Source organism: Agrobacterium sp. 22-226-1 (assembly GCF_053522345.1).
The window spans coordinates 381,060-401,389 of sequence record NZ_JBNWCP010000002.1 but is presented as its reverse complement, the minus strand read 5'-3'; the positions used below and the strand labels follow the sequence as shown (position 1 = coordinate 401,389).

Here is a 20,330-nt window from a genome sequence, read left to right as displayed (position 1 = left end):
GGCAGGACAGAGGGGGGGTAAACCCCAAACTCCGCCCTCTCATCGCTAACCCCACCATCGATAAAAATGATGCACTGGCCCCCGGCCATGCCCGACGACAAGGCCCCGCCCGGCATCGAGCGCCCCATTCAGATACTCCTTCGCAAGCCCAACCGCCTCCCGCAACTCACTACCGCTCGCCAGATGAGCCGTAATCGCCGCCGCCAATGTGCAGCCGGTACCGTGGTCGTTTTTCGTCTCGACCCTCGGCGCGGAAAGCGCCTGCATACCGCCGTCCGCAAACAGATAATCTGTGCTCTCCGGCCCATCGCCATGGCCGCCCTTGATGAGCACGGCTTTTGCGCCCGCCTTCAGGATCGCCTCGGCCTGGCGGGCGATATCCGTCTCCGTTTTCGCCATCGAAGACCCGGTCAGCAGCGCCGCTTCCGGCAGGTTCGGCGTAACGATGGCGGCGAGCGGCAGCAAATCGCGCCGCAATGTCTCGATGGCGTCTTCATGCAGCAAACGGTCGCCTGATGTAGCCACCATGACCGGGTCCAGCACCACAGGCTGCGATTGCCGCCGAAGCCGTTCCGCGATGGCGGCGATGGTTTCGATCCGCGAGACCATGCCGATTTTCACCGCATTGACGGCGAGATCGGAGAATACCGCATCCATCTGCGCGACGATGGTGGCGACCGAAATATCCTCCACCGCCGTCACGCCCTTGGTGTTCTGGGCGGTGATGGCGGTGATGACGCTGGCGGCATAGGCGCCGAGCGCGGAGAAGGTCTTGATATCCGCCTGAATACCCGCGCCGCCGCCGCTGTCGGAGCCGGCAATGGTCAATGCAATTGATGTCATGGCTGTCGCGCTTTCAGCGCCGCGTCAATCCTGGAGCGGAAGTCCTTGGTTGCGCTGGCAATATCGCCCGCGCGGAAAATGGCGGAAATGACCGCCACACCATCCGCGCCGGCGGCAATGACGGGTGGCACGCGGACAAGATCGATGCCGGCGATAGCGCCGACCGGCATATCCGGTTTCCACTCCTTCAGCAGGGCGCGCAGCGTGGTAAAACCGTCGATACCGACCGGCTTGTCCGGATTGATCTTGGAAACGGTTTCGAACACGCCGCCGATGCAGGCATAGTCGGCGGGCATGGAGGCCGCCCGTTCGGCATCGGACCGGTTCTTGACGGTGAGGCCGATGATCGCCTTTTCGCCGAGAATACGCCTTGCGGTTTTGGCGTCCATGTCGTCGGCGCCGAGATGCACCCCGTCCGCGCCCGAGGCGAGGGCTACATCCACCCGGTCGTTGATGACAAGCGGCACGCCTGTGCCGGCGATAGCCTCGTGAATGGCGCGGGCGTTTTCGATCATCTCACGCGTCGAGCCGTGCTTGTCGCGATATTGCAGAATGGTCGCGCCGTTCAGCGCGGCGGCGAGAGCAAGCTCCGGCAGCGGCGCGACATCGCCAAGGCTCGCATCGACCAGCGCGTTGAGGCGGTAATCAACCTTGTTCATGCTCTATCCTCGCGTGATTTGTAATGTCCTTGACGGAAATTTCGGAAAGCGCATCCAGAAACGCCGGTTCGAAGGTGCCGGGGCCTCTGGCGTGCTTGGCCGCAAGCTCGGCGGAAACACCAGTGACGGCAAGGGCGGAGGCCGCCGCAGTCAGGGCGTCCTTTTCCACTGCCATGAAGGCGGCGATGACGCCGCCCGAAAGGCACCCCGTTCCTGTCACCTTCGCCATCCACGGATGACCGTTGACGATCCTGATGCTGCGGGCGGCATCGCGCAGATGATCGACCGGCCCGGTCTCAATCCGGACAGCATCCGGCACATCGCCGATCATGCTCATTTCGGCGCGATTGCCGCGCACGATGGTGGGGGAAAGGGCGATGAGTTCGCGCGTGAATTCCAGCCGTGACGGCGAATAATCGCAATGCACGGGGTCGACGATCCATGGCTTGCCGGATGCATTGGCGATTTCGATCGCCAGCCGGATGACCTTTCGCCGCTCGGCATCCAGCGTGCCAAGATTGACGGTCAGCGCATCCGCCTTGGTGACGAAGCTCTCGATTTCCTCGAGCGAGGTGGTCATGGAGGGGATGCCGCCGACGACGGTGATGCCGTCTGCGGTGAATTTCTGCACCACGGTGTTCATCAGGCAATGCACGCGCGGGCGCGTCTGCCGCACCCGCTCCAGAATCTCGGCGGCCCTTGCCGCTGTCGGAAAAGTCGTGGTCATTGCTGCTGCAGCTCCACGGCGATGTCGTCCGCCGCCGGCGCCTGCTTGATCAGCTGCATTTCCTGCATGAAAGCGCCGAAACGGGCGTAGCGCGCGCGGTCGAGTGCGGCCGGGCGTTTGGCGAAGCGCGGCAGCGTGTCGAAGAAGGCCTGTTTGTTCAGCGCGTCGTCAAGGTTCGGATAGGCCTTGATGAAAAGCTGCCAGGATTCCTGCGGATGGTTGGTGATGAAGATCGCGGCCTGTTCCACGGCTGAGAGGAAACGCGGCAGGCGGTTGTCTGTTGCGAGATCGCGATGCGTGACGAAGATCAGCTCGTCATAGGCCGGTACGCCGTGTTCCTCCGGGAAGAAAGAGCGGCCTTCATGTCCCTCGAGCTTCATCTGCGTTAGCTCGAAATTGCGGAAGCCGCCAAGCGTGGCATCCACCTTGCCGGCGATCAGGGACGGCGAGAGCGAGAAGTTGACGTTGATGAGTTCGACATCGTCCTTCGTCAGACCGTCCTTTTCCAGCATGCGTTTCAGCATCGCATCTTCAAAGCCGGAAACGGAAAAGCCGACCTTCTTGCTCTTCAGGTCTTTCAGGCTCTTGATCGGCCCATCGGCCAGAACCGTGACGGTGTTGAGCGGGGTTTCGACCAGCGTGCCGAAACGCACGAGCGGCAGGCCGGCATCGTGATCGAGGTAGAGGTTCGGCTGGTAATGTACGCCGATATCGGCCTGTTTGGCCGAGACGAGACGCGGCACGGCGGAGGGGTCTGCGGGCGGAACCAGTTCCACCTCGAGCCCCGCATCGGCGAACAGGCCGCGTTCCTTGGCGATCACCATCGGCGCATGATCGGGGTTCACGAACCATTCTAACAACACGGTCAGCTTGTCTGCCGCGTGCGATTGCATGGGGGAAAGCACGCTTGCTGCCGCGACGATGAGGGAAAGAAGAGTTCGTTTCATGGTGCCGAAAGTCTCCGTAAAGATCTGAAAAGAATGGTGTGTTCTGTTTCCTTGGCCCAGGGGGCCAGATTGGCGGTCGCCCGGTCGACAATGAGCCGCAGCAGCACAGCCATGATGGCGAGAATGGCCATGGCGGCAAACATGGTGTCGGTCTGCATGCGGGCATTGGACTGGATCATGACGAACCCAAGCCCCGCCGATGCGCCAACCCATTCGCCGATGACGGCGCCGAGTGGGGCAAGCGGTGCGGCCACCCTCAGGCCGGAAATGAGCGAGGGCAACGCCAGCGGCACGCGCAACCGGGTGAGGATCTGCCAGTGGCTCGCCTCAGTCAGCGAGGCGGCGTCGAGGATGGCGCGATCTGTGCGGTTGAGGCCATCCGTGAAAGCGGACGCAACGGGGAAGAAGATGATGATTGCCGTCATGACCACTTTCGAAGCCATGCCGAAACCGAACCAGAGGACGAGGATGGGGGCGAGCACGAAGACCGGAAAGGCCTGCAACACCAGAACCATGGGCCAGACGAGGCGGCCGAGGCGCGGGATGGCGGCAATCGTGAAAGCGACGAGAATACCGGCGGCGATGCCCGCCGCGAGCCCGAGCGCCATTTCACCGAGCGTCACCAGTGCCTGCCCGAACAGGAAGCCTGGCTGACGCCAGAAAGCGCCGGCAACATCGGCGGGCGACGGCAGGATGTAGCGGGGCGGCGAAAACAGCCATGTTCCTGCCTGCCAGAAAACCAGCAGAAGACCGACACCGTTCAGCGCATGGGTGGCACGCATGAGCTGGACCTCAGACGCAGACGCACCGTGTGCGAAGGACGGAAGGTTTCAGCATCATCATTCGTCTCCAGATATGACAATCTCGGAGATCAGGCAAAGCGGAGAAGAGAAAGGGCAACGCCTCTTGGCGCGGCAGTTCCGTTCCTACGCCGGCATGACCCGGATCAGGTTCAAGGGTCCGGCTCATCGCCATCTCAGCACCGTTCGGTGCTCCCCTCGGAAGAGTTTGTTTTGTAGGTCAAGTTTCATAAATGTCAACGTCCGACCAGCGATCCGTCGTCAGGCGTGATCTTGAATGCCGAACGGCCTCGCGCCGCTGCGCATCTCCCATTGGCGTATTAGTTATTGAGGAAATTAGATTTATCGAAAATTAGTTATCTCTTGAAACTGCCTTTCAATATTGTTCGGCTAACTTTCGCTCCGGGGAAAGTTCCGGGGGCGAATTTGAAGAACATCTGGCAGGATAAATCGGGAAATTTCGGCATTCTCAGCGCCCTGTTGATGGTGCCGTTGATTGGGGCGGCTGGCGTGGCCCTTGATATAACGCGTGGCATGGCCGTCAAATCGGACCTCCAGATGGCGGCGGATGCCGCGGCGCTTGCGGTGGTCGCCGATACGTCGTCGAGCGTTCACAAGGCAAAGGAAATGTCGGGTGACGGTGTCATTTCGCTTGGCACTGATGAAGCCTCCGCATTCTTTGAAAGCAACGAGCGGGCCAATCCCGACTACAAGCTCCTTTCTCTTGACGTGTCGGTGATCAAGCAAGGTAATGCCATCGAATCCTCGGTCAATTTCACGGCATCCGTCGGCACGACGCTTTCACGGATACTCGGAGAGGATCTCATCACCGTTTCGGGCAAGGCGACCGCCAAATACGAGACGGAAACATTCAGCGACTTTTATGTTCTTCTGGATAACACCCCCTCGATGGGCGTTGGCGCGACGCCAACCGACGTTGCCACCATGGTTGCGAATACGAGCGACAAATGTGCTTTCGCCTGTCACATCGTGAAAGACGGGGTGGTGGATAAGAACAGTTATTACTACAAGGCCAAAAGCCTCGGGGTCACAACGCGCATCAATGTGGTGGCGCAGGCCACGGCAAGCCTGATGGATACGGCAAAGTCCATGCGCAAAAGCAGCAATCAATATCGTATGGCGGTTTACTCCTTCGGAGAGAAAGCGGAAGATACGAAGCTGCTCGAAGTGGTGTCGTTGACATCTGATCTGGCGATCGCGAAGAAAAAAGCCGCTGAAGTCGACCTGATGTCGATCCCCAAGCAGGGGTTCAACAACGACCAGCAGACCGATTTTGACCGGGCACTGACCCAGATTGGCGACAGGATCGGCAGTTCGGGCACCGGTGCAAGTTCGGCCAGCCCCGAAAAGATCGTCTTCTTCGTTTCGGACGGCGTCGGCGATAGCTACAAGCCATCCGCCTGCACCAAAAAAACCACCAGCGGCCGCTGTCAGGAGCCGATCGATATCAAATATTGCACGAAGCTGAAGGAAAAGGGTTTTCGTATCGCCGTGCTTTATACCACCTATCTGCCGCTGCCGACCAATGACTGGTACAATACGTGGATCGAGCCCTTTCAGCCGGAAATCGGCGCGCGTATGCAGCAATGCGCTTCGCCGGGCCTGTTCTTCGAGGTCAGCCCTTCGCAAGGTATCAGCGATGCGATGACCGCCCTTTTCAAAAAGGCCATCACATCACCCCGCCTGACGGGGTGATGGCAGGGACGAACTCGGCTATCGTTCAGCCGATGGTGAGAAGCTGTTCAAACAGCGGCCGATGACTGCTATCTGCACGATAGAACACCGCCGGCTCGCCGAGCGACGCTTCGACGGTGACGTCCTGTCCGCCGGGATAATGCGTGCCGCTCCACAGGTGCACCCATTCACCGTCGCCTGGAAGATAGAGCGAGCGTTGCGTTTCACCCGCTTTCCAGACGGGTGCGACAAGCATGTCCGTCCCGTAGAGATAGCAGTCCTGAATGGTATAGGTCTGCCGGTCATTCTCGTAGTGCAGGAAGAGCGGACGCTGCACCGGCAGGCCTGTTCTGGCCGCTTCCGCCGAGAGCGATTTCAGATAGGGGGCCAGCGCGACATAGACGGATGTCATACGGGCAAAATGGGCAAGAACCGCCTCATCCTGATCGATCTGGAGATTGTCGCGCGGCCGGTTGCCCTCATGGGTACGCATGACCGGCGTGAAGGCGGCCATTTCCGTCCAGCGCATGATGAGTTCTGCGGTTCTGACATTGCCGAAAAGGCTGGTGTAACCGCCGATATCGGAATGGTGATAGGCATTGCCCATGAGGCCGGAGGAGAGCGCCCCGCAGATGACGGTGACCAGGCCGTCGTGACGGGAGAAGTCGACCGACTGGTCGCCGCCCCAGATGAGTGGGCAATGGGCCTGCACACCGGTGAAGCCGGCCCGCATGAAGAACAGCGCTTCGCCGGTCTTGCCGCGGCTTTCGACGGCTTTGGCGTTCACCTCGGCCCAGAGCGTTGGCCAGGCATTGTGCATCAGCTTGGCGTCGACACCATTGGAAAGCGTGATGTCGATCGGTAGATATTCGCCGAAATCGGCCATCCAGCCGGAGAGGCCGAAATCGAGCATGTTCCTGCCGATGATCTCCTCGGCGAACCAGTCGGCGGCGGCCGGATTGGTGAAATCGACCACGCCGCAATCGAACTCGCCGAAATCCACCAGCGCCGTCTTGCCCTCGGCGTCAGTGGCGAAATAACCGGCTTTTTCGGCCACCGGGAACAGCGGGCCATCGACGCAGAGATAGGGGTTCACATAACCCAGAAAGCGGATGCCCTGATCGGCAAGCTCGGTGATCTTCTGGCGCAGATGCGGATAACGCGTGTCATTCGCCTGCCAGTCCCAGAACAGGCGCGCGCCGAAGGATGTCTGGCGAAGACCCACCCAGTCTTCGCACCAGAGGCCGGACACCTTCGTTCCGGCCGCGCGGATTTTCTCCAGTCGCGCAAAGGAGTTGACGCCGTCCTTTAACCCGATGATCGCACCATTATAGATCCATTCCGGCAGTTTCGGCTGGCGTCCGAACCGCAGCGACAGGGCGGAAACGATATCGGTGAAACTGTCGCCGGCTAAGAATTCGATCTTTTCAGGGATGGCCCAGATTTCGATCTCGTGGAAATCGCCGTTGCGGAAATCGAAGACCGAATAGGCGCTTGTCTCCACATGGAGGGCGTATCTGCGCGACGACAGGTAAGTCGGCTGCGGGTAGTTGGTGTTGTAATAATCACCGCCCGCCTTGCCGCTGACATCGGACTTGAAGGTGATCTCGGTGGTCTTGTCGCGGCCAACCCCCGGCTCGGAGGTCCACAGCGGAAAGCGGCGACCGCGCATGTCGAAATAGGACATCTGCTCGCCGCCGCCCCAGACGTGCTCATCCGTTTCCGCAACGACGCGCAGCCAGAGGCGGTTGATGGTGTCATCCAGCGCCGTTAGCCGCATCGCGCTGCCATCGAGCGTCAGGCGAAGGCGCGGTGCCTGTCCCGGCGCGGATGCGAGCGTGATGCTCTCGCCGCTGACCTCGGCGTGGCGCAGGGCGGTTCGTTCGATAAGGTAGTCCTCGATATCGAAATTGCCGCGATACATATCCATCCTCTCCTTGCCGAAACCGGCGAAGAAGGCCGGATTTTCGGGGGAATGGGAAAGTATGGTGCGGTTGCCGATCGTGAGCGCGAAGCCGTCTTTGGTCTTTTCGAAATGCATGACTGTACCTGTTTAGCCCTTGAGACCGCCGGCGGTGAGGCCGGAGACAACCCGTTCCTGAAAGATGACGATCAGGATGGCGACCGGCACGATACCTACTACCAGCGCCGCCGAAATGACCGGCCAGGGGAAGGCGAATTCACCCTGATAAAGCTGGATGCCGACAGGAAGCGTGCGGAGCGCCGGATTGGAATTGAAGGACAGCGCCAGCAGGAATTCATCCCAGGCATTCACGAAGGCAAGGATGCCGGCGGTGAAGACGCCCGGCGCGCAGAGCGGCACGACGACCTTGAACAGCGCGCCGATGCGGGTGCAGCCATCGATCATGGCGGCGTTTTCGAGATCGCGCGGAATGCTTTCGAAGAAGGAGACCAGCATCAGCGTGCAGACCGGCAGCGAAAGCACGGTGTAGGGCAGGATCAGCGCCGTCCAGCTGTTGAGCAGGTTCAAGGCACGCATGATTTCGAACAGTGGCACCAGCAGCGTCACCAGCGGGAAGGTGGAGACGGCGATGATGAGCGAGAGGATCAGCGCCCGATATTTGAGGTTCAGCCGCGCCAGCGCGTAAGCCGCCAGCACCGAAATCAGGATGGTGAGTGCGGTCGAAAGCAGCGCGACCATGAAGCTGTTGAACAGGAAGAGATGCAGCGGCTGGTCGGAAAAGGCCTGCATGTAATTGGCCAGCGTGGGTGCATGCGGAAACCAGGTGATCGGCTTGACCGTCAGTTCCGCTTCGGTCTTCAGCGAGGTGAAGAGGATCCAGATTGCCGGAAACAGGCCGTTGACCAGAAGAATGGAGGCCGCGATGAAGCGCAGCGGCTTGCCGGAAAAGAACAAGGACAGACCGGAATTCGCAACGGTGCTCATGGGATCAGTCCTTCGTCCTGATGATGCGGAGATAAACGGCGGTAACGCACATGGAGAGCGCAAACATCATGACCGCCAAAGCCGAGCCGTAACCGAGATCGAGAAAAGAAACGGTGTTCTGGTGGATATACATGGCGAGCGTCGTTGTGGATGTGCCGGGACCGCCGCCGGTCATCATGTAAGGAATATCAAAGGTCTGCAGCGCCGTGATCGTGCGGAAGATGAGCGCGACGACAATCGAGGGCTTCAAAAGCGGCAGGGTGATCTCGAAAAACTGCCGGATTTTACCGGCACCATCCACATCCGCCGCCTCATAGAGCGAACGTGGAATGGTCTGCAGGCCGGCAAGGATCATCAGCGCCATGAAGGAGGATGTCTTCCAGATGATGGTCAGGCAGATGGCCGCAAAGGCCCAGTTCGGCGAATTGAACCAGATGATGCCTTCGAAGCCGAAACGGTTCAGCACATCGTTGACGACGCCATATTCGTAATGGAAGAACCATGCGAAGATGAGGCCGGCGAAGGATAGCGGCAGCGCCCAGGGGATCAGCAGCGAAAGCCGCATCGGCCACTGCATGGAAAAAGGCAGGTTGGCGAGCAGTGCGAGGCCAAGGCCCATGATGAGTGCGCCGGGAACGGTGATCAGCGTGATCAGCACCGTGTTCCAGGTCGTTTCCCAGAAGATCGGGTCGTCGAACATCGCCGTGTAGTTTTCAAAGCCGATGAATTCCGCCGGCAGGCCCGATGTCAGCGAAAGGCTGAAAAACGAGGTGTAGACGAGCCGCGCCACCGGATAGACGATGATGAGCGACAGCAGGATCGCCGCCGGTGCCAAGAGAAGCACGGCCAGCGGCCGGTCGCCGAGATCGAGCCACCGCGTCCAGCGCGGCTGCGGTTTCTCGTCCACCCGAACCATGGTTCTTTCCGGCATTGTCACGTCTGCCACTCCCGCAACTGGATTCACGTCGTCGTCTCCCGATCGGACCGGTTCTTATCCGGCCCGTTTATCGCGCCCTTCAGGCGGCTTTATTCCTGTCAGTCGAAGCGGCCGGAAAGGGCACGGCAGGCATGCCGCTTTCCGGCCCAAAGCTTAGCGCAGAACGCGCCGCAGACGGCTTTCCATCTGCTTTGCGCCATCCTCCGGCGTCATCACGCCGGCGAGCACACCGTTGACGGTGGTGCGGATCGTCTCGCTGACCTCGTTGTAACGCGGTGTCACGGGGCGGGCCTTTGCGGTCTCGACGACAGGCAGGGCATCCGCGAACCAAGGGATCGTCTTGGTCACATCCGCATCCTTGTAGAGAGCGGCATAGGTGGGCAGAAGCGCGGCGTTGATGGCCATGAACTTCGAAACATCCTGACCGGAGAGATATTCCACCAGCTTCTTGGCTTCCTCCTGCTGCTTGGAATAGGCGGAAACGCCGAATTCCCAGCCGCCTAGGCAGGTCGTCTGCTCGCCGCCCTTGACGGCCGGCAGGCGGGCGACGCCGACCTTGTCGTTCACCTGCGATTCCTTGCCCTGGAAATGGGTCCAGGCATAGGACCAGTTGACGGCGAAGAGCACCTTTCCGGCCTGGAATTCCTTGCGGGTGTCGTCGGTCGCCACTTCCGAAATATTCTTCTTGGAAATGCCTTCGTCGACAAAGCTCTTCCACAGCTTCAGCGAATCCACGGCAGCCTTGTTGTCGAAATTCAGCTTGCCGTTCTCAACCAGCGACTTGCCCTCGCTCCAATAGGGCAGGAGGAAGGTGCAGACCGCACCCTCGATCGCCTTGCCCTGGAAGGACAGGCCCTGAAGCTCAGGGTTCTTTTCACCTTCCATCACCTTCTTGGAGGCTTCCTTCAGCTCGTCCCAGGTGGTCGGCGGCTTGATGCCGTATTTGTCGAGCAGATCCTTGCGGTAATAAAGGAACATGGAATCGGCGAAGGCGGGCAGCGCCACGATCTTGCCGTCCACGGTGTTGGCTTCGGCATAGGTCGGCAGATAGGCGGACATGTCCTTGCCGGAGAAATCGCTGGTCCAGCCGGCCGTGGCGAATTGCGCAGGGCGGATGACGTCGAGCATCAGCACGTCGAGGCTCGAATCCTTCGCCGACATGACGGTATTGAGATATTGCGCCTGCATTTCCGAGGTGTTGCCGCCGGTCTCGATGACCACCTTCACACCCGGCGTCTTCGCCTCATATTGATCCAGCGCCTTGCGCCAGACATCCGGCTGATGCTGGCTGGAAACGAAGATTTTCAGTTCGGCATCGGCAAAGGCCTGTCCCGAAAACGCGAGCATGGTTGCGCAGAGCGCGGCACCCATGAGGGCTTTGCCCTTGATGGTTTTAAATGTCATGTGTTCCTCCCGTTATTAAACCTGTTGGCCGCAGCGTTTCTTCACCCGGCAATCAGTGGATAGAGCGCTCCGTCGCGGCGTCGAAAAGATGGACCTTGGACGGATCGACGCCGATCTTCAGTTCCTCATTCGGCGCAGGCCGCAGATGCGGCGGCATGCGTGCGGTCAGCGCCGCATCGCCGAGGCTGAAATGGACGAGCGTGTCCGAGCCCAGCGGTTCCACTACCTGCACCTTGACCGCAAGCTGCGTGTCGAAGCCCTCCACAGGGCCGAAATGTTCCGGACGAATGCCGACGATGACTTCGCGCCCGTCGAGCCCCGTTTCGCGGGATGGCCGGATGGCTGCCATCGGCAGGACGTTGCCGTCGGAAAATACCAGCCGGTCGCCGCTCACCTTTGCGCGGGCGAAATTCATCGCCGGAGCGCCGACGAAACCACCGACGAAGACGCTTTCCGGACGGTTATAGACCTCGTCCGGCGTGCCGACCTGCTCGATATCGCCGCCGCGCAGGATAACGATGCGGTCTGCCAGCGTCATGGCCTCCACCTGATCATGGGTAACGTAGATGATGGTCGTGCCGAGCTGCTGGTGCAGCCGCTTGATTTCCGTGCGCACCTGTCCGCGCAGTTTAGCGTCGAGGTTGGAAAGGGGCTCATCGAACAGGAAGACCTGCGGGCGGCGAACGATGGCGCGCCCCATGGCCACACGCTGGCGCTGGCCGCCGGAAAGCTGTCCGGGCCGACGATCAAGCAGGTGCTCGATGCCCAGCATCTTTGCCGCCTCATCGATGCTGGCATTGGCCTGCGAAGCGCTCACGCCGCGCACCTTCAGGCTGAAACCCATGTTTTCGCGCACGGTCTTGTGCGGATAAAGCGCATAGTCCTGAAACACCATGGCGATGTCGCGCTCGCGCGGTGGCAGCCGGTTGACGACCCTGTCGCCGATCTTCACCTCGCCGCCGGTAATGCTTTCCAGCCCCGCGACCATGCGCAGCGTCGTCGATTTGCCGCAGCCGGAAGGGCCGACGAACACGACGAATTCGCCATCGTTGATTTCAAGGTCTATGCCCTTGACGATGCGAAGCGCACCGTAACTCTTGTCCAGCTTGCGCAGGCTGACCGAAGCCATATTTTCCTCCTCACGACCGGCGCGTCCAGAATTCGGATGGACGCCATTGCCGGTATCAACCTTCAAGTTCCACGCATCGCATCTTCGAAAATCAATCCCAATTGTCCGGCGATATCGTGGGATGGCGAAACGCCTGTCTCCCTGAGGACGTGATATTACCTTTCATAAAAAGGAAATCAATAGTGTATCAATTTTATTTCTGACAGAAATCAAAAACTATTAAGTCATTGATTTAAAGAAATATAGTCGCAAAACTGCTCGCAGGACAGGCCGCTGCTTGCTTGCCTCCCGTCAAATTTCTCCGTTCATCTGGATCACGCGAATTTTGTGCAGTCTCAACGTATGCGAGAAACGTATCGGGCAACGGTATGATCGAACCAGGTCCATGAAACTTCGGCCACCGCACCATCCTGCGCCTGGCTGAGACGCAGCACCCGCGGCACCAGCGCGCCTGATTTCTGACCGAAGACCTCGGGTGTCCATTCGGGTACTTCGCCGAGATCAATGCGATCCTCCGCCTTCGATATCCAGAGGTTGAGGCGGGTGCGGTAATAGAGATAAAGGGATTCCGACATGTTCTCGATGGCGATGGTGTCGACGTAAGAACCGTCCAGCCAGATTTCTTCGATGGCCGCCGGTTTGCCGGCAATGCGCCGCAGGCGACGAATCCTGTGTCCTTCGGTCGATGTGCCGAAAGCGGGCAGGTCGGCGGGCTTGGCAAGGCGCGCCACATCCAGAACCTCCGCCGTCGGCAGGCCGCCGCCCTCGATCAGTTCAAGCCGGAAGAACGCGTAAACGCTTTGCGGATCGCTGACGGCGCGAATGTAATTGCCCGAACCCTGCACGCGCTCCAGCAGGCCGCGTTCCTGCAATTCGGCGAGTGACTTGCGGAGCGTGCCGACGGCGATGCCGAGATCAGCCGCCATATCGCGCTCCGGCGCGAGCTTCTCTCCATCGATCAGCCGGCCCGCCGCCACTTCGCGCACCAGCATTTCCGCGATCTGCATATACATTGGCAGGCTGCCGCCAGTGTGTTTCATGTGCCGTTTCCTCCCCCGAAACAAAAATTGATACATCATTGATTTACATATTTCTTGATGTTATGCAAGAAAAACGAGAGCGGCCCTGAGGAGGAATTGCATGACCGTCGTACCCGTTACATCCGCTGATCTCGATGCTGCCGAGGTCTCCTGGTTTTCCGCTTTGTGTTCCGATGACTACGCCTATCTTGGTGTGCCGGACGGCAGCCTGCGTTCCAGTTTCGAGCATTGTTCCGACATCGTCAAAAAGGCCGAAGAACTCGGCTTCCGCAACATTCTCTGCCCTTCATCCTATCAGGTCGGGCAGGATACGCTGAGCTTCGTCGCCGGCTGTGCGCCAATCAGCGACCGCATCAATTTTCTCGCTGCTATCCGCTGCGGCGAAATGCAGCCGATCATGCTGGCGCGCACGGTGGCGACGCTCGACCACATGCTGAAGGGTCGCCTGACGCTCAACGTCATCAGCTCCGATTTCCCCGGCGAAGTGGCCGATAGCGCGTTTCGCTACAAGCGCAGCCATGAGGTCGTTGAGATTCTGCGCCAGGCCTGGACGCGCGACACCATCGACCATGACGGGGAAATCTACCAGTTCAAGGGCGTCTCCACCGAGCCGGCACGGCCGTACCAGCAGAATGGCGGACCGCTCCTTTATTTCGGTGGCTACTCGCCGGATGCGCTGGAACTCTGCGGCGCGCAATGCGACGTCTATCTGATGTGGCCGGAAACGAAGGACCAGCTTGCAGACCGCATGCGTGCCGCAAATGAGCGCGCCGCCGCCCATGGCCGCACGCTGGATTACGGCCTGCGTGTCCATATGGTGGTGCGCGATACCGAACAGGAAGCCCGCGAATATGCCGAGCATCTTGTCTCGAAGCTCGATGACGAATATGGGCAACTGATCCGCAACCGCGCGCATGACAGCGGCTCGCTCGGCGTGTCGCATCAGGCGCGTGCCCGCGAACTCGCCGACAAGTTCGGTTATGTCGAACCCAACCTGTGGACCGGCATCGGCCGGGCGCGTTCGGGCTGCGGTGCGGCGCTGGTCGGTTCCACCGACAAGGTGCTTTCGGCGCTGGAGGAATACCAGAAGATGGGCATTCGCGCCTTCATCCTTTCCGGTTATCCGCATCTCGATGAGGCGGAGCACTTCGGCACCAAGGTTCTGCCGCAGATGAAAACCTGCTCCCTGCCGCATGCCTATGGCCGGGTGCCTTCTGAAACGCCGGCCACACCGCTCGGCAACGGGGAACGCCACTGATGGAACGTATCGCTCTTTCCGACAAACTCGAACTCAGCCGCATCGTCTACGGCATGTGGCGCATCGGCGACGATGCCGATACCTCGCCCGCCCATGTGCAGGCCAAGATCGAGGCTTGCCTCGCTCAGGGCATCACGACCATGGATCAGGCCGATATTTACGGCGGATACACGGCGGAAGCCATTCTGGGGGCCGGCCTGAAAGCCGCTCCGGGGCTGCGTGACAGAATAGAAATCGTCACCAAATGCGGCATCGTTGCACCCGCCGGACGTCACGCCGCCGCCCGCGTCAAACATTACGACACGACGGCCGGCCACATCAACGCCTCGGTCGAGGCGTCGCTTCGCGAGATGGGGACGGATCACGTCGACCTGCTGCTCATTCACCGTCCCGATCCGTTGATCGATGCGGAAGAAACCGGCAAGGCGCTCGATGCGCTGGTGGCATCCGGCAAGGTCAAGACCGTCGGCGTCTCCAACTTCCGCCCGTGGGATTTCTCCCTGCTGCAATCGGCGATGAGCAACCGGCTCGTGACCAACCAGATCGAAATGAGCCTTCTCGCGACGGATAGTTTTACCAATGGCGATCTGGCCTTCTTGCAGGAAAAGCGCGTTTCTCCGATGGCATGGTCGCCGCTTGGTGGCGGCTCGCTGTTCTCCGGTGCTCATGGCGGCACCATGGCCGCCCTGCAGCGCATCGGCAAGGAGCAGGGCGTGGATGCCACGGCAGTGGCGATCGCCTGGCTTTTGCGGCATCCGGCCAAAATCGTGCCTGTGCTCGGCACCAACAATATCGAGCGTATCAGAACGGCGGCCGATGCCCTCAACGTGACGATGGACCGCCAGACGTGGTTCGAACTCTACACCCTTGCGCTTGGAAAAGAGGTGCCGTGATGACAGTGGCAGAGGCGATCAAAATGCCCAATGAGCATGTATTCGTTCCCGGCGGCGAAAACAGCCGCAGCTTCCGCAATGCGCTCGGCGCTTTCACCACCGGCGTGACGGTGGTGACCGCCACGACGCCGGAAGGGCCGATCGGCATGACGGTCAACAGCTTTGCATCCGTGTCGCTCGATCCGCCGCTGGTACTCTGGTCCCCGGCCAAAAGCTCGTCGCGTTATCAGGCCTTCAGTGGTGCAACCCATTTCGCCATCCACGTGCTGAGCGCCGATCAGGATGTGCTGAGCGCCCGCTTCACCCGCAACGGCCGTGCTTTCGACGACCTCGACTGGGAAATGAATGACGAGGGCGTTCCCGTCATTCCCGGCACGCTTGCCCGGTTCGAATGCCGGCGGGCGGCGTCCCACGATGCGGGCGACCACACCATCATCGTCGGCGAGGTGCTGCGCGCCGCCCATCGCGACGGGGATCCGCTGTGCTTTTCGGGCGGAGCCTTTGGCCGGTTTTCGCGGCAATAAAAGGGCCTGGCTGGATTTTCATATTCTCTGACAGAGGCTCTGTTATTGCAGCCGTAGTGCCGCAGCGGGTTTCGAGGCGCTGAAGCGCCTCGAAAATCTGCGTTAAGCGGCAACGGAGTCCGGTTCGCCGGTCCCTTCCGGCTTTTGCGGCTCGGCGTGTTTTTCCGCCTTTTTCCGGCGTGAAAACAGCCCGGTGAGGAAATGGCCGAACCGGTCCATTTCCACGAAGATGACAGGCGTGATGAACAGCGTCAGCAATTGCGAGACGATGAGGCCGCCGACCACGGCGATGCCGAGCGGCTGGCGCAGTTCCGAACTCGCGCCCGAGCCGAGCGCGATGGGAAGCGCCCCAAGCAGCGCACAGAAGGTCGTCATCATGATCGGCCGGAACCGGCGCAGACAGGCCTCGTGAATGGCGGTTGCGGGCGGCTCGGCCTTTTCGCGCATCAGTTCCACCGCGACATCGATCATCATGATCGCGTTTTTCTTGACGATGCCGATCAGCATCAGCAGGCCGATCAGCGCGATGATCGAGAAATCCATGCCCATCACCTTCAGCGCCACCAGCGCGCCGAAGGCCGCCGCCGGCAGGCCGGAGAGGATGGTCAGCGGGTGGATGAAGCTCTCGTAAAGCACGCCGAGAACCACATAGATGGTCAGCACCGCCGCCAGAATGAGGATGCCGGTATTGCCCTGGCTCTGCTGGAAGATCGCCGCCGTGCCGCCATAGCTGGTGAATACATCCTGCGGCAGGCCTATCGTGCTCTTGATCTGATCGATCCGGCTTGTGGCATCGGAAAGCGCCACGCCGTCAGGCAGGTTGAAGGAGATGGTGGTGGAGACGAGCTGGCCCGTCTGGTTGATGGTGACAGGCGCCTGTGTGCGTGTGAGCGTGGCGAAGTTTGAAAGCGGAACCAGAACGCCCGATTTCGCCGAAAGAATGTTGATATCGCTGAGGAAATCATCATTCCACGGTTTCGAGCCGTCGAATTCCACAATCACGTCGTAGCTGTCGCCGGTGGACTGGATCTGTGCCGCCGTATAACCGCCAAAGGACATTTCCAGCGTCTTGCGCAACTGGTCATTGGTGATGCCGAAGGCGGCGGCTTTTTCCGGATCGACGGAAATCGTCGCGGCGATCGCGCCGTTCTGGGCATCTGAGGTGACGGAGGTGAAGGTGTGGTCGCGGCGCATCGCCTCCATCAGCTTGTTCGACCATTCATTGGTCGTGTCGGCATTCAGGCCCTGAACGACGAGCTGGTATTGGCTGGCGGAGCTGCGCCCGCCGAAACGCAGGCTCTGCTGCGGATTGATATAGGTGCGGATGCCCGCCACTTTCGATGTGGCCTGCCCCAGTTCCGCCAGCACCTGGCTCAGCGGCGCCCGCTCTTCCTTGGGTTTCAGCTCAACGAACATCGAGCCGTTGTTCAGCGGATTGCGTGAATTGCCGCCGACAATGGAGGTGACATGCACCACGGCCGGATTCTTGCGGATCTGATCGGCGACCTGAGCCTGGAGATCGCGCATCGCCGTATAGGAAATATCCTCACGCGCCTGTGTGGAGACCGAAAGACGGCCAATATCTTCTTGGGGAAAAAAGCTGGAGGGCAGGGTTTCGAAGAGATAGAGCGACGCCGCGACCGAGGCGAGAAACGATGCCAAAACGATGCGGCGATGGGAAAGGCACCAGCCGACGGCGCGGCCATAACCACGAAGCGTGCGCTCGAAACCCGCATCGAACCAGCGGATGATCGCCGGCGGTCTGGAGGAGTGGCCGGAGAGACGCGAAGCGAGCATCGGCGTCACCGTCAACGAGACCAGTGCCGAGGCCATGATCGCGAGTGTGACAACCATGCCGAACTCGTTGAAGAGCCTGCCGATGACGCCGCCCATCAACAGGATGGGAATGAAGACGGCAACCAGCGAGATGGACATGGACAGGATGGTGCCGCTGACTTCCGCCGCGCCCTGAAGGGCCGCTTCGCGCATGGGCAGGCCTTTTTCATGCAGGCGCAGAATGTTTTCCAGCATGACGATGGCGTCGTCCACCACCAGCCCCACCGAAAGTGTGAGGCCGAGCAGCGAGATATTGTCGATGCTGTAGCCCAGAACATACATCATGCCGAAGGCGGTGACGAGAGACAGAGGCACGGCAAGGCCCGGAATGACGGTCGCCGTCAGGTGTCCGGTGAAGAGATAGATGACCGCAACCACCAGCCCGATGGTGAGAAACAGCGTGAACTGAACGTCCGAAATCGCGTCCTTGATGGCGGTCGAGGCGTCATTCATGACGTTGATGTTGACCGAAGGCGGCAATTGCTGGTGAAGCGCCGGCAGCTTGGCCTTGATGGCGTCCACCACGTCGACCGTATTGGCGTCCGGCTGGCGCTGCACGGCGAGAACGATGGCCTGTTCACCGTCGAACCAGCTGCCGGCATTGGTGTTGTCGATGCTGTCGGTGACATTGGCGATATCGCCGAGATGGATCGGCGCGCCATTATTCGTCGAGACGACCAGCGAGCGGAAGGCGGCCGCATTGGTGCGCTGGGTATCGGCCTCGATCGTCAGGCGCTGATTGTCGTTCTGCAAAGCCCCGACGGGCACCTGATTATTCGCTTGGGCGATGGCCGTGGTGACGGTGTCGACGCCGAGCCCTCTTGCCTGAAGCTGGGCCGGATCGAGGCCGATACGAACGGCATAGGTCTGCGCGCCATAGATGCTCACCTGCGCGACGCCCGATATGGTGGAAAGAAGCGGAGAAATGATGTTCTCTGCGATTTCATCGACCTTGCTGGTCGGCATTTCCTTGCTGTTGACGGCCAGCAGCAGCACCGGCGCATCGGCCGGGTTGGTCTTGCGATAGCTTGGCGTTGTCGTCATGTTGCTTGGCAATTGCCGCTGCGCGCGCGAAATCGCGGCCTGCACATCGGCCGCCGCTGCATCGATATCGCGGTTGAGATCGAACTGCAGCACAATCGAGCTGTTGCCGAGCGTATTGGTGGCGCTGATTTCGCTGACGCCGGGAATGGTCTCGAACTGCTTGACCAGCGGTGTGGTGACCGATGTGGCCATGGTTTGCGGCGAAGCGCCGGAAAGCGACGAGGAAACGTTGATCGTCGGGAAATCCACCTTCGGCAGGGCGGCGACGGGCAGCAGGCGGAAGCCGGCAAGCCCGGCCAGCACCAGGCCGATGGCGAGAAGCGTGGTGGCGACAGGCCGGTTGATGCAGAAATTCGGGATCATTGGTCGCCAACCTTTTCCTGCGGAATATTGGCGGCCAGATTGCCGGCCGCGCCGCCCTTGTCGGAAAATTGCTCGACCACGAACTGGCCGTCGGCAAGTTCGGATTGACCCTCGATAATCACGTGCTCGCCACCATTCAGGCCGCCTGCGATGGCGGTAAGATCGCCATTCGAGCGGGCGACTTCCACCGGCGTCATATGGGCATGATGCTCGCTATCAACGGTATAGACGAAATTGCCCTTCGGCCCCGGCCGCACGGCGACCGTCGGCACGACGATCATTTCATCGTCCGAAACGAAGTGCGCGGTGACATTGACGGACTGGCCGGGCCATAAAAGACCACGATCGTTCTTGAATTCCGCCTTGGCCAGCACCGTGCCGGAGGTCTGGTCCACCGTATTGTCGTAGAACCGCAGCACGCCGCTCATCGGTTCGCCCCCCGTCGCCGCGGGGTCGACATCGACTGCGGTATCCTTCGCCACGCCTTCGCGCAATTGCGGCAGATAGCGCTGTGAAAGCCGGAAACTGACCGAAATCGGATCGTATTTGGTGATCGTCACGATATTGACGCCGGCGCTGAGATAGGCGCCGGGACTGACGCTGATATCGCCGAGCCGCCCATCGAAGGGGGCACGGATTTCCATGTGCTCAAGCGTCACCTGGTCGGAGGCAAGCGTTGCCTTGTCGGCATCGATCTTGGCGCTGGCGCTATCCCGCGCCGCCCTTGCCTGATCCAGCACCTGCTGGGATTCCGCGCTCTGCTTGACGAGGTTGGCGGCGCGCTGGAAGGCGGCCTCCGTCTGCTCCCGCGTTGCCTGATCGGCGGCGATATTGGCCTTGTCCTTGTCGACAGCGGCGCGGGCGATGCGGTCATCCATCTTGAGGATAAGGTCGCCCGCCTTGATATGCTGACCGTCCTTCGCCTCGATTTCCATGACGAGGCCGGCCTGAAGCGGCGCGATATTGGTGATGTCGGCCGCAACCGCCCAGCCCGTCGCCGTTGCATCCATCGGCAGCGTCGCCTTGCCGACGGCGATGGTGCTGACGGTGGGTGGCCCGCCATTGCGCCGCCCTCCGCCCTGTCTTTGTCCCTGCTGCCGGGCTGGTTGACCGCCTTGGGAGGACTGCGCCGCCGTTTCGGCGTCGGCCCTGGGAGATATGCTGGCAAATTGCTTGAGATAGGGGACTTGATCGAGCGGCAGGCGATCCTTGAAATACCAGGCACCGGCGGCTGCGATGGCAAGAACGCTGAGGGCGGTCCAGAAACGTTTCATCTGACGATTCCGCGTAATGAGAGCGATACATGTTTCCCGAACATGTGCG

At 60.5% G+C, this 20,330-nt stretch carries 17 protein-coding genes and 1 riboswitch; of the genes, 4 read left to right on the top strand and 13 right to left on the bottom strand.

The features are described 5' to 3' along the window. Positions 1 to 45: 45 nt before the first annotated feature. From thiD to ACQZ5K_RS04775, 5 genes are read right to left on the bottom strand one after another with little or no spacing between them, the layout of a single operon-like run. Positions 46 to 843 (bottom strand): bifunctional hydroxymethylpyrimidine kinase/phosphomethylpyrimidine kinase, encoded by a 798-nt coding sequence (gene thiD / locus ACQZ5K_RS04795; protein ID WP_137004694.1) that lies wholly within the window; start codon positions 841 to 843, stop codon positions 46 to 48. Beyond that, the gene (gene thiE / locus ACQZ5K_RS04790; protein ID WP_137004693.1) at positions 840 to 1,502 is read right to left on the bottom strand and encodes a thiamine phosphate synthase; all 663 of its coding nucleotides are present in this window, start codon (positions 1,500 to 1,502) and stop codon (positions 840 to 842) included. Before thiE ends, thiD begins: the two co-directional genes overlap by 4 nt. Further along, a complete protein-coding gene (locus ACQZ5K_RS04785; protein WP_448739734.1) occupies positions 1,489 to 2,229 on the bottom strand; it encodes a hydroxyethylthiazole kinase in 741 nt (246 codons plus the stop codon). The genes thiE and ACQZ5K_RS04785 overlap by 14 nt, the downstream gene beginning before the upstream one ends. Beyond that, a complete protein-coding gene (locus tag ACQZ5K_RS04780; RefSeq protein ID WP_448739733.1) occupies positions 2,226 to 3,176 on the bottom strand; it encodes an ABC transporter substrate-binding protein in 951 nt (316 codons plus the stop codon). The genes ACQZ5K_RS04785 and ACQZ5K_RS04780 overlap by 4 nt, the downstream gene beginning before the upstream one ends. Continuing rightward, positions 3,173 to 3,958 (bottom strand): ABC transporter permease, encoded by a 786-nt coding sequence (locus ACQZ5K_RS04775; RefSeq protein WP_137004691.1) that lies wholly within the window; start codon positions 3,956 to 3,958, stop codon positions 3,173 to 3,175. The genes ACQZ5K_RS04780 and ACQZ5K_RS04775 overlap by 4 nt, the downstream gene beginning before the upstream one ends. 124 nt (positions 3,959 to 4,082) lie before the next feature. Beyond that, positions 4,083 to 4,185: riboswitch (TPP riboswitch) on the bottom strand. A gap of 217 nt (positions 4,186 to 4,402) precedes the next feature. Between ACQZ5K_RS04775 and ACQZ5K_RS04770 the strand changes: the two genes are divergently transcribed. Beyond that, positions 4,403 to 5,692, top strand: coding sequence for a TadE/TadG family type IV pilus assembly protein (locus ACQZ5K_RS04770; protein ID WP_448739732.1), 1,290 nt, complete (start codon positions 4,403 to 4,405; stop codon positions 5,690 to 5,692). Between the two features lie 25 nt (positions 5,693 to 5,717). Here the strand turns inward: ACQZ5K_RS04770 and ACQZ5K_RS04765 are convergent, their stop codons facing one another. The 6 genes from ACQZ5K_RS04765 to ACQZ5K_RS04740 form a co-directional block, all read right to left on the bottom strand. Beyond that, complete coding sequence (locus ACQZ5K_RS04765) at positions 5,718 to 7,712, bottom strand: alpha-glucosidase (RefSeq protein ID WP_137004689.1); 1,995 nt, start codon at positions 7,710 to 7,712, stop codon at positions 5,718 to 5,720. A gap of 12 nt (positions 7,713 to 7,724) precedes the next feature. Beyond that, entirely contained in the window at positions 7,725 to 8,579 is an 855-nt protein-coding gene (locus tag ACQZ5K_RS04760) for a carbohydrate ABC transporter permease (protein WP_137004688.1), read from the bottom strand. A 4-nt stretch (positions 8,580 to 8,583) separates the two neighbouring features. Continuing rightward, on the bottom strand, positions 8,584 to 9,495 hold the full coding sequence (locus tag ACQZ5K_RS04755) for a carbohydrate ABC transporter permease (protein ID WP_020810525.1): 912 nt from the start codon (positions 9,493 to 9,495) through the stop codon (positions 8,584 to 8,586). A gap of 174 nt (positions 9,496 to 9,669) precedes the next feature. Next, positions 9,670 to 10,920, bottom strand: a complete 1,251-nt coding sequence (locus ACQZ5K_RS04750) for an ABC transporter substrate-binding protein (protein WP_137004687.1) — start codon at positions 10,918 to 10,920, stop codon at positions 9,670 to 9,672. A 52-nt stretch (positions 10,921 to 10,972) separates the two neighbouring features. Further along, positions 10,973 to 12,049, bottom strand: coding sequence for an ABC transporter ATP-binding protein (locus ACQZ5K_RS04745; RefSeq protein ID WP_137004686.1), 1,077 nt, complete (start codon positions 12,047 to 12,049; stop codon positions 10,973 to 10,975). A 335-nt stretch (positions 12,050 to 12,384) separates the two neighbouring features. Further along, entirely contained in the window at positions 12,385 to 13,089 is a 705-nt protein-coding gene (locus ACQZ5K_RS04740; RefSeq protein ID WP_065655620.1) for a GntR family transcriptional regulator, read from the bottom strand. A 100-nt stretch (positions 13,090 to 13,189) separates the two neighbouring features. On the opposite strand from ACQZ5K_RS04740, the gene ACQZ5K_RS04735 reads away from it, so the two are divergent. The 3 genes from ACQZ5K_RS04735 to ACQZ5K_RS04725 are packed head-to-tail and all read left to right on the top strand — an operon-like array spanning position 13,190 to position 15,764. After that, positions 13,190 to 14,347: an LLM class flavin-dependent oxidoreductase gene (locus ACQZ5K_RS04735; RefSeq protein ID WP_003519880.1), complete on the top strand. Its 1,158-nt coding sequence runs from the start codon at positions 13,190 to 13,192 to the stop codon at positions 14,345 to 14,347. Next, entirely contained in the window at positions 14,347 to 15,240 is an 894-nt protein-coding gene (locus tag ACQZ5K_RS04730; RefSeq protein WP_448739731.1) for an aldo/keto reductase, read from the top strand. Before ACQZ5K_RS04735 ends, ACQZ5K_RS04730 begins: the two co-directional genes overlap by 1 nt. Further along, complete coding sequence (locus tag ACQZ5K_RS04725) at positions 15,240 to 15,764, top strand: flavin reductase family protein (RefSeq protein WP_448739730.1); 525 nt, start codon at positions 15,240 to 15,242, stop codon at positions 15,762 to 15,764. Before ACQZ5K_RS04730 ends, ACQZ5K_RS04725 begins: the two co-directional genes overlap by 1 nt. A gap of 102 nt (positions 15,765 to 15,866) precedes the next feature. Here the strand turns inward: ACQZ5K_RS04725 and ACQZ5K_RS04720 are convergent, their stop codons facing one another. Then, positions 15,867 to 19,007 (bottom strand): efflux RND transporter permease subunit, encoded by a 3,141-nt coding sequence (locus tag ACQZ5K_RS04720; RefSeq protein ID WP_448739729.1) that lies wholly within the window; start codon positions 19,005 to 19,007, stop codon positions 15,867 to 15,869. Then, positions 19,004 to 20,281 carry an efflux RND transporter periplasmic adaptor subunit gene (locus ACQZ5K_RS04715; protein ID WP_137004682.1) on the bottom strand — a complete coding sequence of 426 codons (1,278 nt, stop codon included), beginning with the start codon at positions 20,279 to 20,281 and terminating at the stop codon, positions 19,004 to 19,006. The genes ACQZ5K_RS04720 and ACQZ5K_RS04715 overlap by 4 nt, the downstream gene beginning before the upstream one ends. Positions 20,282 to 20,330 lie beyond the last annotated feature (49 nt).